15 protein-coding genes and 2 pseudogenes are annotated in these 15,074 nt (G+C 55.8%); 4 read left to right on the plus strand and 13 right to left on the minus strand.

All coding sequences use genetic code 11. The features are described from left to right. Positions 1 to 3: 3 nt before the first annotated feature. On the minus strand, positions 4 to 357 hold the full coding sequence (locus DBQ51_RS05400) for a CBS domain-containing protein (RefSeq protein ID WP_082397435.1): 354 nt from the start codon (positions 355 to 357) through the stop codon (positions 4 to 6). 284 nt (positions 358 to 641) lie between these two features. On the opposite strand from DBQ51_RS05400, the gene DBQ51_RS05405 reads away from it, so the two are divergent. Beyond that, positions 642 to 1,853, plus strand: a complete 1,212-nt coding sequence (locus DBQ51_RS05405) for an IS110 family RNA-guided transposase (RefSeq protein WP_107630951.1) — start codon at positions 642 to 644, stop codon at positions 1,851 to 1,853. A 481-nt stretch (positions 1,854 to 2,334) separates the two neighbouring features. On the opposite strand, the gene DBQ51_RS05415 is transcribed toward DBQ51_RS05405, so the two are convergent. Continuing rightward, positions 2,335 to 3,216, minus strand: a complete 882-nt coding sequence (locus DBQ51_RS05415; RefSeq protein WP_307718888.1) for an ABC transporter ATP-binding protein — start codon at positions 3,214 to 3,216, stop codon at positions 2,335 to 2,337. 277 nt (positions 3,217 to 3,493) lie between these two features. Here DBQ51_RS05415 and DBQ51_RS17080 point away from each other — a divergent pair. Further along, positions 3,494 to 3,682 (plus strand): annotated as a pseudogene (locus DBQ51_RS17080) (manganese catalase family protein); the annotation flags it as partial. Between the two features lie 6 nt (positions 3,683 to 3,688). Here the strand turns inward: DBQ51_RS17080 and DBQ51_RS05425 are convergent. Then, complete coding sequence (locus tag DBQ51_RS05425) at positions 3,689 to 5,188, minus strand: recombinase family protein (protein ID WP_159068072.1); 1,500 nt, start codon at positions 5,186 to 5,188, stop codon at positions 3,689 to 3,691. Further along, the gene (locus DBQ51_RS16475) at positions 5,185 to 5,379 is read right to left on the minus strand and encodes a hypothetical protein (protein WP_054328488.1); all 195 of its coding nucleotides are present in this window, start codon (positions 5,377 to 5,379) and stop codon (positions 5,185 to 5,187) included. Before DBQ51_RS16475 ends, DBQ51_RS05425 begins: the two co-directional genes overlap by 4 nt. A 228-nt stretch (positions 5,380 to 5,607) precedes the next feature. Here DBQ51_RS16475 and DBQ51_RS05430 point away from each other — a divergent pair, with 228 nt between their 5' ends. Beyond that, positions 5,608 to 7,131, plus strand: coding sequence for a 4Fe-4S dicluster domain-containing protein (locus tag DBQ51_RS05430; protein WP_107630953.1), 1,524 nt, complete (start codon positions 5,608 to 5,610; stop codon positions 7,129 to 7,131). 59 nt (positions 7,132 to 7,190) lie between these two features. On the opposite strand, the gene DBQ51_RS05435 is transcribed toward DBQ51_RS05430, so the two are convergent. Both DBQ51_RS05435 and DBQ51_RS05440 read right to left on the minus strand, forming a co-directional pair. Beyond that, positions 7,191 to 8,231, minus strand: coding sequence for an alcohol dehydrogenase (locus DBQ51_RS05435; RefSeq protein ID WP_054328487.1), 1,041 nt, complete (start codon positions 8,229 to 8,231; stop codon positions 7,191 to 7,193). A gap of 28 nt (positions 8,232 to 8,259) precedes the next feature. Beyond that, a complete protein-coding gene (locus DBQ51_RS05440; protein ID WP_054328486.1) occupies positions 8,260 to 8,646 on the minus strand; it encodes a (deoxy)nucleoside triphosphate pyrophosphohydrolase in 387 nt (128 codons plus the stop codon). Positions 8,647 to 8,744: 98 nt separating this feature from the next. On the opposite strand from DBQ51_RS05440, the pseudogene DBQ51_RS05445 reads away from it, so the two are divergent. Then, positions 8,745 to 8,969: pseudogene (locus tag DBQ51_RS05445) on the plus strand (manganese catalase family protein); the annotation flags it as partial. A 28-nt stretch (positions 8,970 to 8,997) separates the two neighbouring features. On the opposite strand, the gene DBQ51_RS05450 reads toward DBQ51_RS05445, so the two are convergent. From DBQ51_RS05450 to DBQ51_RS05475, 7 genes are all read right to left on the minus strand, one after another. Then, positions 8,998 to 10,563 (minus strand): recombinase family protein, encoded by a 1,566-nt coding sequence (locus tag DBQ51_RS05450; protein ID WP_242977834.1) that lies wholly within the window; start codon positions 10,561 to 10,563, stop codon positions 8,998 to 9,000. 73 nt (positions 10,564 to 10,636) lie between these two features. Continuing rightward, the gene (locus tag DBQ51_RS16800) at positions 10,637 to 10,783 is read right to left on the minus strand and encodes a hypothetical protein (protein ID WP_162838366.1); all 147 of its coding nucleotides are present in this window, start codon (positions 10,781 to 10,783) and stop codon (positions 10,637 to 10,639) included. A gap of 403 nt (positions 10,784 to 11,186) precedes the next feature. Next, the gene (locus tag DBQ51_RS17535) at positions 11,187 to 11,399 is read right to left on the minus strand and encodes a helix-turn-helix domain-containing protein (RefSeq protein ID WP_107630955.1); all 213 of its coding nucleotides are present in this window, start codon (positions 11,397 to 11,399) and stop codon (positions 11,187 to 11,189) included. A 26-nt stretch (positions 11,400 to 11,425) separates the two neighbouring features. Further along, a complete protein-coding gene (locus DBQ51_RS05460; protein ID WP_159068074.1) occupies positions 11,426 to 11,980 on the minus strand; it encodes a hypothetical protein in 555 nt (184 codons plus the stop codon). A gap of 337 nt (positions 11,981 to 12,317) precedes the next feature. Continuing rightward, positions 12,318 to 13,133, minus strand: a complete 816-nt coding sequence (locus DBQ51_RS05465; RefSeq protein WP_107630957.1) for a DEAD/DEAH box helicase — start codon at positions 13,131 to 13,133, stop codon at positions 12,318 to 12,320. Further along, complete coding sequence (locus DBQ51_RS05470; protein ID WP_107630958.1) at positions 13,091 to 13,765, minus strand: hypothetical protein; 675 nt, start codon at positions 13,763 to 13,765, stop codon at positions 13,091 to 13,093. Before DBQ51_RS05470 ends, DBQ51_RS05465 begins: the two co-directional genes overlap by 43 nt. Further along, positions 13,762 to 14,775, minus strand: a complete 1,014-nt coding sequence (locus DBQ51_RS05475; protein WP_107630959.1) for a hypothetical protein — start codon at positions 14,773 to 14,775, stop codon at positions 13,762 to 13,764. The genes DBQ51_RS05470 and DBQ51_RS05475 overlap by 4 nt, the downstream gene beginning before the upstream one ends. Between the last annotated feature and the right edge of the window lie 299 nt (positions 14,776 to 15,074).

Below are 15,074 nucleotides of genomic sequence, written 5' to 3' on the forward strand. Positions count from 1 at the left end.
TACTCACCCCCACAGCCGTTCCGCCATGGCCGACGCCATGCTGGTCTTGGTCACGATGCCAGCGACCGTTTTATCCGGCCGGAGCACGACCAGATACGGGCTGCCGCTTTCGATCAACTGGTCAAAGCAGGCCCGCGCGTTGTCCTCCGTCTGCACGACCGGCATGTTGCACCGGATCAGTGGAGCGATCGAATCCACCACATGTCCAGTCAGCCGGATATCCGTGATCGAAACCGTACCTAGGTATTTGCCTGCTTCGTCCACAACGAGCAGCGTATCCACGTTGCGGCGCTGCATCCGGCTGATACATTCGTTGACGCCGCGCCCCTGCTCGACCGTATAAACGCCTGTGCGCATAAACTCCTATTACAATAGATTTACGGTTCAAGGCACGGCAGCCAGCCGTGTCTTTTTCCGCGCCGTTGCCAAAGCTGTTAGAATGAGAGTGTCTTGGCCTGATGTTAAACTCCAAGGACCAATGCGTCCGTTGTAAAGTCCGTCAGCCAGCCTCTCCTTCGCAGCGTTCGATTTATGCAGGTTGAGCCGCCACATCGGTGCGCCCGTGTCATCAAATAGATTGGATCGGCAATGATGAAATGGCTGGACGCCAAAAGACAAATCTACGATGAGGAGCGTTGTGCATGAACAATGTAGCAGGGGTCGATGTTTCCAAAGGAAAGAGCATGGTAACTGTTCTCCGTCCCTTCGGGGAAGTGGTGGCAAAGCCGTTTTCTGTTGGTCACACCGGCAGTGAACTCAAGGAGCTGGCAAACTACTTGAAAAACCTGGACGGTGAGACGCGGGTAGTCATGGAGCACACTGGGCGCTACTATGAGCCGGTGGCCCGCTTTCTCCATGAGGAGGGCATCTTTGTTAGCGCAGTCAATCCTAAGCTCATTAAAGACTACGGGAACAACACCCTGCGCAAAGTGAAAACAGATAAGGCAGACGCTAGGAAGATTGCCCGCTATGGGCTTGACAACTGGGTAGAATTGCGCCAACATACTCCTATGGACACGATTCGGATGCAACTGAAAACGCTGAATCGGCAGCAGGGGCTGTACTCCAAAACCAAGACGATGATGAAAAACAACCTCATCGCCCTCTTGGACCAGACCTATCCCGATGTCAACGCCCTGTTTGACAGCCCTGTCCGTGAGGACGGCAGCCAGAAGTGGGTGGACTTTGCCACGACCTTTTGGCACGTGGACTGTGTGCGGGCTATGAGCCTCACTGCTTTTATGGAGCGCTACCGCAAGTGGTGCAAACGCCACGGCTACAACTTCAGCCAGAGCCGGGCCATTGAGATTCACATGGAGGCGCAAGACCTGATTGCCATGCTCCCCAAGGACGCCCTGACCAAAACCATGATCCGGCAGGCCATTGACGCGCTGAACGCCGTCTCCAAATCTCTGGAGCAACTCAAGGTTGAAATGCGCACTCTGGCTGCCCAACTCCCCGAATATCCAGTTGTCATGGCCATGCGCGGCGTAGGCAATTCTCTCGGCCCCCAGCTCATGGCAGAGATTGGTGATGTGACCCGGTTTGCACACAGAGGCTCCATTACGGCTTTTGCCGGTGTTGACCCTGGCGCTGACCAGTCTGGCACCCACGAGGCCAAAAGCAACCGGACATCCAAAAGCGGCCCGCCGGAGCTGCGCCGCGCCTTGTTCCTAGTCATGGACTGCCTTTTGAAAACCATGCCTCAGAATGATCCAGTGTACCGTTTCATGGACAAGAAACGAGCCGAGGGCAAGCCCTACCTGGTTTACATGACAGCCGGCACCAACAAGTTCCTGCGCATCTACTACGGCAGAATAAAAGAATATCTGGCATCTCTGGAGGGAAATTAAGGAAGCATCCTTCCTTGTCGGGGAACGATACTGCATTTACGCTAAAAACATCTTATGACAGAAAGAGAGCGATTAAGATGTTTTTAGACAATTTATCCACCTCCGTCCTCAGATTATGTGATACTCGCAAGCTTAGCTATGAAACTGCCTCGGAACGATGTGACCTCAGTTCTAGGTACTTTGGCGACATTGCCAGAGGCAAAACCGCCCCAACGATCTTGACATTGGAAAAACTCTGCGTTGGTTTTAATCTGACACCAAATGACCTGCTGATTCCCTCGGCAATTTGGAGGGAAATGTCTTTCCGCAAACCCATGCCAGTGACGCAGATCCGCTGCTTTCACTTCCTTCATGGCCTTACTGGCTTCCCAGTCTGCCCCCAATGTAGAAAGACTATGGAACGGGAATACCAGCCTTACTGTGACCGCTGTGGGCAATGCTTGGATTGGAAAGACTTCTCTAAAGCAACCATTCTGCTGCCTCAGGAATAACACTCCTTGATACATATCTTCCTATCTGGCCAGCGCATTTTACCATCTGGCCGCTTTTGGTATGCCCTTTTTCTTTTCATCATTTTTCTCCATTCCCCTATTGACTTTTTATTTGCAGACTTTACCTTGAGGTCGGCGGCCGCGCTGTCCGGCATATGCTTGCCAAGGAAATCGTGGATCAGTCCAGTCGCGGGATGCGCAAGCATTTCCTCGGGCGTGGCCATCTGTTCGATACGGCCGTGGTTCATGAAAATAATCAGGTCAGCCAGGTCGAGCGCTTCCTCCATGTCGTGCGTGACGAACACGATGGTCTTGTTCAGCTTTTGCTGTAAGGATTTCATCTCCTGCTGCAAGGTGCGGCGCGTCATGGGGTCGAGCGCGCTGAACGGCTCGTCCATCAGCACGATCGGCGGCGACGCGGCCAGCGCGCGCAGGATGCCGATACGCTGCTGCTGCCCGCCGGACATTTCAGACGGGTATTTGTGCGCGTACTGCTCATACGGCATATCGACCATGGCGAGCATGTCGCGCACGATCTGCTCGCATTGATCTTTCGGATACTTTAGCAGCCTGGGTACCACGCAGATATTCTGCGCCACCGTCATGTTCGGAAACAGGCCGATTTGCTGGATCACGTAGCCGATGCGGCGGCGCAGCTCGACCTTGTCCTCCTGGGCGATATCCTTCCCATCCACAAAAATACGTCCGCTGTCCGGCTGGATCAGCCGGTTGATCATTTTGAGCGTCGTTGTCTTGCCGCAGCCGGACGGGCCGATCAGGATGGCGAATCTGTTGTCCGGAATCTCGAAGCTCAAATCGAAAATCACCTGCTGGCTCCCATAAGACAGCGAAACATGTTCAAATTTAACCAAAGGCAACTCCTCTCCCTTCTCTGTTCCTGCCTCCGCTTCCGTTTTACGGCAAGCCGCGCAAACGCGCGCGGAGCCCTCTCTCCGCACGGCGCTGCCCCCCTGCAGCGCCGCGTAGTCTCCTTTGTATATTTTGTCTATAAAAATTATGACAGAAAACAGCACTTTTGTCAAATCAAGAAGTTGAAAAGACGCTCCCTCCTTACCTGCGGCGCGCGGGAAAGTCATGGTATGGCGCGTGTCTCGGCGACCCGTGGCCGTGGGAAGGAGAGGATAATTAATGTGGTCATATGATAAACGCTTACAGTTCCCTGTCAAGATCAAAAATCCCGACCCGCAGACCGCCAAGATCGTTATTACCCAGCTTGGCGGACCGGACGGCGAGCTGGGCGCCTCCATGCGTTACCTCAACCAGCGCTATGCCATGCCGTATAAGGAGTGCAAGGCTATCCTGACCGATATCGGTACGGCGGGGTCATACCGGCCCCTTTACGGTGAATACCCATTCCTGCGGTATGCCCTGCAGCCGGAGCGCCGCCGTTCCATCCGGCCGGATCTCCATTCCGTCCAGCAGGGTGCGGTAAAAGGCGTCGCCGCGGCCCGACTCTCGCCGCAGGGCCGCGCGCAGCCGCTCCGCCGCCTCCTGCAAACCGGCCGCCGCCGCGGGCTGTGCCTGCAGGCGCGCGAGCCGCCCGTCATACTGCTCCGTCAGCCCGCGCAGCTCGGCCTGGGTAATCGCCCCCTCCAGAAAAGCGTCCAAGGCGCGCAGCCTTTTCCGCCGCAGTTTTTCGGCCTGCTCCCGCCGTCTTTCCGCGTCCTCCGCGCCGCCGGACTCCATCGCGGCTGTGACCGCCCCGGCCGCTGCCTGCACCGCCGCGTCCCAATCGAATACGAGGCTTTCCACAGCCTGCCGCAGCATGAACCACGCCGCCGCTTCAGGCAGGCCCCAGCCGATGCTGCACGTGTGCTTCCCGCCGCACACGGTCCGGCCGCACACCCAGCGCCGGTATAGGCTCCCGTCTTTCCGGCGCTTTTGGCGCGGCACCAGTGCGCTGCCGCACTGCCCGCACCGCAGCCTGCCGGAAAACGGATGCCCCGCCCCCGCGCCGGCTCCTGCGCCACCGCGCCGCCGCCGCCGTTCCAGCTCCCGCTGCACGGTCTCCCACAGCGTCCGGCTGACGATCGCCTCATGGTGGTCCCGCAGGATGATCTTTTCCTCCTCCCCGTGGTTGTATTTCTTTGCATGGGAAAGGTAGTCCGGCGTGATGCTCTTTTTCTGTATCAGGTCCCCCACATATTTTTCATTTCGGAGGATCTTGACGATATGGCTGCCCGACCACGACGCGCCGCCCCGACTGGTGCGGCAGCCTGCCGCCTCCAAGCCGCGCGCGATTTCGCCGGTACTTTTTTTCTCCTCCCCGTACTGGCGGAAAATCCTCCGGACAACCGCCGCCCCTTCGGGTTCAACCGTAAGTACCCCGTCCCGCACGGTGTAGCCCAGCAGCGAGCGGCCGAACACCACGCCCTGCTCCATGCGGCGCGTCTGCCCCCACTTGACGCGCGCCGAGGTGCGGCGGCTCTCCTCCTGCGCGATCGAACCCATGATGGACAGCCGCAGTTCGGCGTCCGCGTCCCGCGTGTCGATTCCGTCGCTCAGGAACAGCACGCCCACGCCGAGTTGCTTCAGCTCGCGCGTATACGCGACCGTATCCAGGATATTGCGCGAAAAGCGGCTGACCTCCTTGGTCAGAAGCAAAGAAAAACGGCCCGCACGCGCGTCGGCCATCATGCGGTTGAACGCCGCGCGCCGCTTTGTCGAAGTGCCGGTCACGCCTTCATCCGCATAGATCCGGTACAGCGCCCAGTCGGGCTGGCGGCTGATAAACGCCTCGAAATACCGCTGCTGGCTGGCAAAGGAGCCCGCCTGGTCCTCCTTGTCCGTGGACACGCGGCAATAGGCCGCGGCCCGAATCACGGCCGCGCCTCCCGTCCTGCCGCCAGATCGTTCAAACGACGCCGCAGCTCCCGTTCCACCCGCGGGTATGCCGCCGCGTCCAGCAGACCGCAGGCCTCGGCCTCCGCCAGCAGCGCCCTGCCGCAGGCCTCCCAAAAGCGCGGTCCGGCCGGCCGCGCGCGTTCCCCTTTCATCACCGGCTGCCTGTACATTCCATCGCCTCCTCTATCAGGAGGATATGCGCCGCCTCCCCGCCGCTTTCCACTTCCCGCACAGTCGGACGTTGTCCGCACCGCAGAAATTTGTTAAATTTTCTACAATTTCTTTCTTTACAACAATTGTGTTTTGCTGTATGCTTATGATGGTTGTAAAGCAGCCCGATTTTACTGTAAAAACAGGATTTATCATATCATAACTATATTGAGGGGGACGAAGAAAGAATGAGAGGCGTAGAGACCCGTATCCAGGAGATCCGCCACAGGATTTTCCGCGAGGTAGCCCGTATGGCCTACCATACTGAATGGCAGGTGGACAAACGGATCGAAGAGCTTCCCTATGAGATCGTGCCGGGCGAGGTCGGCAATTTCCGCAACGACATCTTTTTGGAACGCGCCATTGTCGGCGAGAGGCTGCGCCTGGCCATGGGCCTGCCCTACCGCAGCGCGGCCGACCACTCTCCCATTTCGGACGGCATCGAGGCCGCCGACAAGCCCGAAACCTATTATACACCGCCGTTGATCAACATCATCAAATTCGCCTGCCACGGCTGCAAGGAGAACCAGGTCGTCGTGACCGAGGGCTGCCAGGGCTGCCTGGCGCATCCGTGTGTCGAGGTCTGCCCCAAGGGCGCCGTTTCGCTCGCCCGCTATAACGGGCGTTCGGTGATCGACCAGGAAAAGTGCATCAAGTGTGGCCGCTGCGTGGAGGTCTGCTCCTACAACGCGATCATCCATCAGAAGCGCCCCTGCGCCGCCGCCTGCGGCATGGACGCCATCCGCACCAACCAGAACGGCAAGGCGGATATCGATTACGACAAGTGTGTTTCCTGCGGCATGTGCCTGGTCAACTGCCCGTTTGGCGCGATCGCGGATAAGTCCCAGATCTTCCAGGTCATCCGCGCGATCCAGTCGGGCGAGCGCGTTTACGCCGCCGTCGCGCCCGCGTTCGTCGGCCAGTTCGGCCCCAAGGTCACGCCCGGCCGCCTGCGCGCCGCGATGAAGCAGCTCGGCTTTGCGGACGTTTTCGAGGTTGCGATCGGCGCGGACCTGTGCGCCGCGCAGGAGGCCGACGACTTCCTGGAAGAGGTGCCGGAAAAGCTGCCGTTCATGGCGACCTCCTGCTGTCCCGCGTGGTCGACCATGGCGAAAAAGCTGTACCCCGATTATGCCAACTGCATCTCCATGGCGCTCACGCCCATGACGCTGACCGCGCGCCTGATCAAGCACCAGCACAAAAACGCCAAGGTCGTATTCATCGGGCCGTGCGCGGCGAAAAAGCTCGAGGCCATGCGCACCGACGTTCGCAGCGAAGTGGATTTCGTGCTCACCTTTGAGGAAATGGCCGGTATCTTTGACGCCAAGCACGTTGAGCTGACCATGGTGCCGGAGGATCCGAACGGCGTCAACGACGCTTCGACCGACGGTCGCAACTTCGCCGTCTCCGGCGGAGTGGCGCAGGCGGTCGTCAACGTCATCAAGGAGAAGTACCCTGAGCGTGAGGTCAAAATCGCCAACGCAGAGGGCCTGCGTGAATGCCGCCACCTGCTTGCCGCCGCCAAGGCCGGCAAGTACAACGGCTACCTGCTGGAAGGCATGGCCTGTCCGGGCGGCTGCGTCGCAGGCGCGGGTACCATGCAGCCGATCCGCAAGTCCGCCGCCGCGGTCGGCATGTACGCCAAGCAGGCCGAGCACAAGACCGCAAGCGGCACGGAATACGTCAAGGAGCTTGACAAGCTCGTTGACTGACCGGCTTGAAAAGCAAAGAAAGGCCGCCCTTTTGGGCGGCCTTTCTGTCATTCCCGTACTTATCCCTCGGTCGTGACCGCGACCTTAACCACATTGTCGCGCCGGTGTTCAAACAGGTCATAGGCCGCGTCGATCTCGCACAGCGGGAAAATATGCGTAATCAGGGGCGTTGTGTCCAGTCGGCCCGCCGCGATCAGGCGCAGGATTTCCGCGCAGTCGCAGCCATCCACGCCGCCGGTCTTGAAGGTCAGGTTTTTGCCGTACATATCGGGCAATGGCAGCATCTGCGGCGCGTCGTACAGCGCAACCACGGTCACCACCGCGTTGGGGCGCGCGCATTCCCAGGCAAGCCGGAAGCTGTCTGCGGTTCCCGCCACCTCGAGCACCGCGTCCGCGCCGCCATGCCGGCTGTATCGCCGGACAAAATCTGGCGCCTGCTCCGGCGTTACGGTCAGCACCTCCGGATACCGCTCCTCCACAAAACGGCGGCGCACCGGATCCGGCTCGCAGACAATCACCCTGCCCGGGCCGCGCAGCCGCGCGCAGAGCAGCGTGCAGATACCCGTCGGGCCGGCGCCCAGAATCAGCACGGTATCTTCGGGCTTGATCTCCGCGATGCGCGCCGCCCAGAAGCCGGTCGCCAACACATCCCCCACAAACAGCGCCTCACGGTCGGAAACGCCGTCCGGAATCACATTCAGCCCCTGGTCGGCATACGGCACGCGGACGTATTCCGCCTGTCCCCCATCGATACGGCAGCCAAGCGCCCAGCCGCCGTTCGGGTCGATACAGTTATTGACATAGCCGTGCTCGCAGAAAAAGCACCGGCCGCAGAACGTTTCGACATTGACCGTCACCCGATCGCCGGGTCTGACCGCCGTGACCGCCGCGCCCACCTGCTCGACCACGCCGACCATTTCATGCCCGACGGTCACGCCCGGCACCGCGCGCGGCACAGAGCCGTGCTTGATATGCAGGTCGCTCGTGCAGATGCTCGCCAGCGTCACGCGCACGACCGCGTCGTGCGGGTCCTGAACGACCGGCACGGGCTTGTTTCTGAGCGCGAATTTCCCGCGCTCCATATAGGTATACGCCAGCATAAACGCCGTCCTCCTTGCGTACTGGTTTTTACTCGGCCGCCCCGCGCAGGCGGGTGAGAATCGCCTCGTCCGCAGGGCAGAATTCATATTCCGGTATTTCCGCCGGTGTGATCCAGCGCAGCGCCTCATGCTCCAGAAGCTGCGGTTCCCCTGCGGTGATGCGGGCATTGAGCAGCGTCAGGTGGATGGACATATCTGGATACACATGCGTGACCTCCATAAACGACGCACCCGGCGCAACGGTGATCGCAAGCTCCTCCCTGCACTCACGGATCAGCGCTTCGGACTGGCTCTCGCCCGGCTCGACCTTACCGCCCACAAATTCCCAGAGCGAGCCGCGCGCCTTATGCGCCGGCCGCTTGCAGATCATAAACCTGTCTCCGTCCCAAATCAGGGCGGCTACGACTTCTTTCATCCGTTCATCCGCTCTTTTCCCTGTACTTAATGCACCTATTATAGCGCCACGGGGCGCGGGCTGTCAAATCCGGCGGGCGTCATTTCGACCCCGCCGCAGGTACAGAGGAGCTGGCGCACATGGAGATGATCTCCGCTATTGTGTACCAGCTCACCCGCAACCTGACGCCCGAACAGATCAAAGAGGGCGGCTTCGACACCTATTTTGTCGATCATACGACCGGTATCTATCCGCAGTTCGCCTCCGGCACGCCGTGGAGCGCCATGACGTTCCAGTCCAAGGGGGATCCGATCACCGACCTGTTCGAGGATATGGCAGCAGATGGTGCAATCATATAAGAACAACTTTAAATTAAAAGTTCCAGTGAATCTCAATCGGAACGTCCCTTGTTCCCTGAATACGCTTGCCGACAGATATGTAATCAATCAGTATTTCCACGATTTCACGATTAAGGTGTTCCAAGCTGGAATATTGTTCGATAATTTGACGGCGGTTATCGCCCACCGTGATTTTTTCCTCGATTTCGCCTAACTGTTTTTGTCCGTCAACAATCCCACGTTCCAATCGGGCTCGCTCCGTAGTAAAGTCCTTTGACATTTCCACATAATCATTTTCGGATATTAACCCCTTTACCTTATCCATATAAAGTTCACGGATACCTTTGGAAAGCTCGGCAATCTTTTTCTCATAAACAGCTATGTCAGAGAGCAAGCATTTTTTCTGTCCCTGCAAGTTATCACAAAATTCTATGTTCTGTTCTAACTCGTCTTTATCAAGATACTCGACCGCCAGTTTATTGATCTCGTCGATAACCATTCTTTCCAGTTTATCAACAGAGATAAAGGAACCAATACAAGCGTCCTTTGTTACATGATGGTTAGAGCATTTTAGATAATGCTTTCCGCCGCGCCGAGGGGCTGATTTAGAAGAACGCATAGTGTAGCCGCAATTTGCACAACGGGCTTTTCTTGCAAATAAACCGACTGTGCCTACGTCAAAGGGCTTTGCTCGCTGTACAAGCAATGCCTGCACCCTATCCCACAACTCCCTGTCAATAATAGGCTCATGTGTTCCCTCAACACGATACCAATCCCTTTTCGGACGCGGCTTATTTTGTTTGGTTTTATAAGACACGCTTCCATATTTTCCCTGCACCATATTGCCAATGTAGATTTCGTTTAGCAGCATATCGGAAATAGAATAGTATTTCCAAAGGGTACTGTTTTTTGTTTTCGGCGATTTATAACGCAAGCCATGCAGACGTTTATATTCTGTTGGATTAGGTATACCCCTGTCATTGAGTATACGGGCGATTGCAGTTTTTCCGTATCCTTGTGAAAACAGGGTGAAAACTTCACGGACAACGGCTGCCGCTTCTTCATCGATTATCAAATGCCCTTTCTGGTCGGGATCTTTCTTGTATCCATAAAGAGCAAATGCACCGATATGAAAACCGTTTTTCCGTCTGTTCGTCAAGACGCTGCGGATATTATCAGACATATCCTCTAAATACCACTCATTGACAAGCCCGTTAATTTGTCGTGATTTTTTGTTGCCCTTGTTTGCGGTATCTGCATTGTCAACTATACTGATAAAACGTATGCCCCATATCGGGAATAAACCGTGAATGTATTTTTCCACCAACTCAAGTTCACGAGTAAAGCGTGATTGCGTCTTACAAAGAATAATATCAAACCTGTGTTGCTCCGCGTCTTTTAGTAGACGGTTAAATTCCGGTCGTCGCCTATCAGCACCGGTATAGTCGTCGTCGCTGTAAATGTTGTAAAGTTCCCACCCCTGTTCCATAGCATATTGCAGCAGCATCGCCTTTTGGTTCTGAATACTGTTGCTGTCATCCGTTTCAAATTGCTTGTTTCTATCTTCTTCAGATAAGCGGCAATAAATAGCTACTTTCATATTCATATCTCCTTAGAGATAGGAACAAGCTGCTTCTTGCATATTATACCATGCAGAAAACAGCTTGTCATTGCTATTTTGTAAGGCGCACCGTCTTGTTTTTCTCTATTCTATTTATCATCTCAGCCCACTTTTTTGTGAATTGAGCCTTTGAAGTCGTGCTTTCGCCACTTTTGAAAACACTTCTGCAAAGTATCTGGTTTTTATCATCATTTGCCATGATTAGCCTCCTTTCCACGATTGGCTAATACATTATATGAATAGCGGTAAGCCCTCTATTCCAATGCAATAGGGTACAGCGGATCATCTCATCTCGCATGACTGTCAATTGCGTTTTTCAATCAGGCTCATCATACGTCTGTGGCACATACCGCCCATATTTCGGTTTCTAATCTTTGTTCATAATTAAACTGCAATTACCATGTTAGGTCCGCAGGTATTCAGCCGCCGATGGTCGCTGTTGATCTGCTCATTTAACCCAGCGGATTGCAACTTTCCGGCGCTTACTTCATAGGAACGCATCCATGCTCTTTACTTGTCAAGGCTCATACTGCAGCCGCCTTTCATCGGCTTCCCCATAATCATTTTATAAATCCCCATGGGGAAGCCGATGAAAAAAGCGATTATTTGTTCCGGTACTTCTGGTAATCCCAATTCGCCCTTAAAAGCCCGTTTTCAATATGCCCCTTGACAAACCGGTCAACGTAAAATGTATAGTTACCCTGCTCATCAATACACGGGCGTAAGGCGTTCGAATGGATTATCGGTTGAAAGAAATGTACAACCCGTAGCATTGCCTGTTCGTCTCCATGTACAGCTTTTTTGGACCGTATCATAGCTTAGAATCCGTTTCTCTTTTGCTTTACTCTTCACACGTTTCCCCCACAAACCGTTCTCGGAGTTGTTTCATCGCTTTCCGTTTCCGATAGCTTACTTTTTTCTGGTCAGCTTCATACTTGAAGCTATCTCCTGATCGGCCTGCTGTATAAAATAAGAACGCAAGATAATCTCCCTGTGTTATCGAAAGCTGTTTTAGTACATCAGCAAGATCGCTGTCATAAACCGGTATGCAAATATCCCCAATTATAAATTCTGTGTCTGTCAGATGTATCACATTTACCGGTTGTGGAATGGCCTCAAAGAACAGCGCACCTGGAATATGGCATAGTGCATCTTTTCGCAAAAATCTGTATACTTCACTTGTCTGATTTTCGATTGCTTTCCAGCAATAGCTGATAAAGCGTTTCACCATGACATCCTGTGGCGTAAGCGACGTAAGCATTACACTCACCACCTTACTACCACTGACTGTAGAATTTACATTGTTATAGGCTGTTGAACCATCAAGTTTTTGGTTAATTTTAATCTCAATAAATTGGAATTTTCCGGAGGTACGAGTTATGAAAAATCGAACCATGATGATAGGGTTAGCCTTACTATTGCTTGGAAATAATTTTGCAGTTCCAGGCACCTTTTTTCTATATCGGTCTTGTTTGGGGTATTATTGAATTGGTTTTGGTTATTTTCGGGAGCAAATCAAAGGAATAGCAGATTCCAATTTATCGACTTATCGGGAACCACGCTTGATATGCGTGGTTCTTTTCATTTGTGGGAAAATCAATGATACTTTTTGTTGCTGTTATGCCAACAGCAGAATTTCTAACAGTCCTCGGGCAGCTTTCGTATCACACGAAATAAGGTGTCCTTACGGACGCACAGCCTTTCTCAATTTTGGCCGGATTGACGATCATCACCTACATGCCCTGCCGGAGGTGGTTTGCCACCCATTCTTCCTGTTTGCGAGGCGGGACGGTATCCTCCATGATCTCGGCGCGGACGCCGGCATCCATGAGAAAGCGCTTGAGCCGTGTCCGGCTGTCCAGACGTACCCAGTTCACGTAGAGCAGTACGCGCTCGCCGGCACTCACCTTGCGGCGAATGATCTCCAGCGTGCGCCGGTCTTTTTCGGTCTGTTCCTCCGGCGCACCGCTGTCCTCCGGCACCAGGATCGGGTCTGCGGTGACCGGATGCAGGACCGGCTCATGGCCGTACGGCTGGTCCGGATAAGCCATCATGAGGTTCAGGGACACGGACAACAGCTTCTGGGCGAGCTTACGCCCTTCGCGGCTGCGGTCCTTGAAGATCCCATGGAAAGCGTGCTCCAGATCGTCATAGGCTCTTTGCTGGTTCTCCGGAAGCCTGAGCGGTACGGGGATCTCCTCGTATTCCGGCAGGTCCTTGCCCATATCCATGAGCGAGAGGAACACGCCGTTCTCCAGCAGGAAGCGGCTGTACACCAGCGGCGAAACGCCCGGCTTCTGACGGGAGCGTTTTTTCCGCTTCGCGGTGCGCCGGTTGCTGTTGTACCCGCCTTCCGTTACTTCGTAAGTGTCCTCTGTCACGCCGTATTCCCGCGCAAACTGCGCGGGGGCGGCATAGCTTTGCCCATCCTGCTCCATACGGTATGCACACATGCGGTAGAGCAGATAGAAGATACCGGAGGCATAGCCGTTGATGAGGGTTGCCGTCATGCCGATGCATTTTTTCGCGGCGGCGAACAACTCGCCCATCGCGTCCCCTGGCCGCTGTCCGCGGAAAACTGGTGCAGTTCATCCGCTATCAGGCCGTCTATCTTCCCTCTGTACCGGTTTTTGATATAGGTGCTGAGCGGGAAGCGGCGGCACGCGCCGCGGGCGGCCATGAAACGGTCCGGCTCGCGCAGCAGGGCGGCAAGCTGCTTTTTCGCCGCCGCTGTTTTGCAGGCGTCCCGCGCAAGGTACGCAAAACGGCGGTGGACATAGCCCAGATGGCTGATGCGCACCCATTCGCTCTGTTCCTCCGCGGTGGTGGCTGTCCAGAGGACAGCGCCGCAGCCTTCGCACTTGCGGTTGGCGCGGGTCTCTGTCCGGAAGTATTCCGGCGTGGCGTCTGTCAATGTCCGCTTACCGCAGTCCATAAATTCCATCTGGATCACGCTGCCGCAGTCCGGGCAGGTAAAGCCCTGCCGCCTTGCGTCCCATCTGGCCGCTGGGCGGCGCATATAGCCGTCCAGCGCGTTTTCCTTGGACATGACTGCAAACACGGTGCGGCCGCCGCGGGCATACCCCGCGTAGAGGGCGTCCATGTCCGCTGACGTCCGCACGATGGCGGCACGCGCGTTTGAGATGGCCTCCTCCAGCTCGCGCACCCATTTGCCTGTCATGTGGGAGGGGCAGAGGACGATATGCAGGCATTTCCTGTGCTTTTGCAATACGACTGCATGGCAATGCTGCCGACCTTAGACTTTCCGCTGCCGCATTCCGCGATGATCAGACCGAACCTGGCGGTCTGCAGCCTGCGCCGCAGCGCTTCCGCGGCGGCGAGTTGGGCGCCGTACAGGTGGTACCCTGCCGTCTGCGCCACGAACTGGTCCAGCCCCAGCACCCCCTCTGACAACGGCTCCTGGGCCGGATCATACAGGGGCTGGAACTGCCCGCGGATGCGGGACGCGATCACGAAACCGAACGCCCACAGGTAGCCGGCTACGCCGTTGATCTCTGTAAACGCGTCCGGCTGGCAGGGCCATGTGCTGGGGATACGGATAACCCCTGCTTTCAAGCCGTCTGTAAGTACGTCCTCGATATTCTGATCGTCCGGCGTGCAGGTGAGCCGCCATATGGCAAAGGGCTCCCCTGTTGTGTACACACGGCACGGCGCCATCATATCCCTTGCCTGGAGCTCGTTTATCATGTAGTCCCTGAATTCCGGCAGCATGGGGATGGTGCTTACTTTGTCGATCTCATGATACAGGGCAGTTTTGTCCCGTACGGGGCAGGCGAGGTAATACACCCTCGCCTCCTGCGCTTTATCTGTTTTCTCCTTTTGTTCCTTTCCCTCCATCTCTTCCGTCTGTTGCTTTTCGCCCTGCTTCCGCGCGCTCTGGTTGTCCCAGAGCAGGGCAGCCACGGCATATGTACCGTCTCTGGATACCGCCTTGCTGTACCGCCCCTGTTGGGGGGTGCATACCAGGGTTTCCCCATCCAGCTGCACGGACAGCGTGCCTCCGCCGCTGACCGCGTTGACAAGGCCGGCTGTCACTTCCGGATAGCCGCTCAGCCGGACCGCGATGAGCAAATTGTCCCGCGGGTCCACGGCAACGGTATCCGCCCAGGCTGTAAGGGTGATTGTTTGGGCTGGGTCACTGTAGATAGCTTTCATCAGCTTTTCTGTCATTGCATATTGATCTTCCTTTCCATCTTTGCGCAAAAAAAGACCGCACAGCACCATTAGGTACTATACGGTCTTTGCGGTGTTCATCAGGCTGCGAAATCATGTACAACTCAGGCAGGCAGACTGCCTCTGGGCGGTTACTCTGACACGAATACTCTGACCTGATTTCTCCTTTATTATATCCTCTTATTCCTCCCTTGTGAAGTGGAGGTTTCCTCCACAAAATGCAGGCCAACAGAATAGATCGACTGGGTCGGTACTCAGAACAAATGTAGCGATATGGAAAATCAACGCTTAAAGGG

The sequence above is a fragment of the Agathobaculum massiliense genome, assembly GCF_900291975.1.
Lineage (GTDB): Bacteria > Bacillota > Clostridia > Oscillospirales > Butyricicoccaceae > Agathobaculum > Agathobaculum ammoniilyticum.

Excerpts from the sequence above, each read along its gene's own strand:
- DBQ51_RS05400 (WP_082397435.1), bottom strand. The coding sequence starts at position 357 with ATGCGCACAGGCGTTTATACGGTCGAGCAGGGGCGCGGCGTCAACGAA.
- DBQ51_RS05405 (WP_107630951.1), top strand. The coding sequence starts at position 642 with ATGAACAATGTAGCAGGGGTCGATGTTTCCAAAGGAAAGAGCATGGTA.
- DBQ51_RS16475 (WP_054328488.1), bottom strand. The coding sequence starts at position 5,379 with ATGTACAGGCAGCCGGTGATGAAAGGGGAACGCGCGCGGCCGGCCGGA.
- DBQ51_RS05430 (WP_107630953.1), top strand. The coding sequence starts at position 5,608 with ATGAGAGGCGTAGAGACCCGTATCCAGGAGATCCGCCACAGGATTTTC.
- DBQ51_RS05435 (WP_054328487.1), bottom strand. The coding sequence starts at position 8,231 with ATGCTGGCGTATACCTATATGGAGCGCGGGAAATTCGCGCTCAGAAAC.
- DBQ51_RS05440 (WP_054328486.1), bottom strand. The coding sequence starts at position 8,646 with ATGAAAGAAGTCGTAGCCGCCCTGATTTGGGACGGAGACAGGTTTATG.
- DBQ51_RS05450 (WP_242977834.1), bottom strand. The coding sequence starts at position 10,563 with ATGAAAGTAGCTATTTATTGCCGCTTATCTGAAGAAGATAGAAACAAG.
- DBQ51_RS16800 (WP_162838366.1), bottom strand. The coding sequence starts at position 10,783 with ATGGCAAATGATGATAAAAACCAGATACTTTGCAGAAGTGTTTTCAAA.
- DBQ51_RS17535 (WP_107630955.1), bottom strand. The coding sequence starts at position 11,399 with ATGATACGGTCCAAAAAAGCTGTACATGGAGACGAACAGGCAATGCTA.
- DBQ51_RS05460 (WP_159068074.1), bottom strand. The coding sequence starts at position 11,980 with ATGGTTCGATTTTTCATAACTCGTACCTCCGGAAAATTCCAATTTATT.
- DBQ51_RS05465 (WP_107630957.1), bottom strand. The coding sequence starts at position 13,133 with ATGGGCGAGTTGTTCGCCGCCGCGAAAAAATGCATCGGCATGACGGCA.
- DBQ51_RS05470 (WP_107630958.1), bottom strand. The coding sequence starts at position 13,765 with ATGACAGGCAAATGGGTGCGCGAGCTGGAGGAGGCCATCTCAAACGCG.
- DBQ51_RS05475 (WP_107630959.1), bottom strand. The coding sequence starts at position 14,775 with ATGACAGAAAAGCTGATGAAAGCTATCTACAGTGACCCAGCCCAAACA.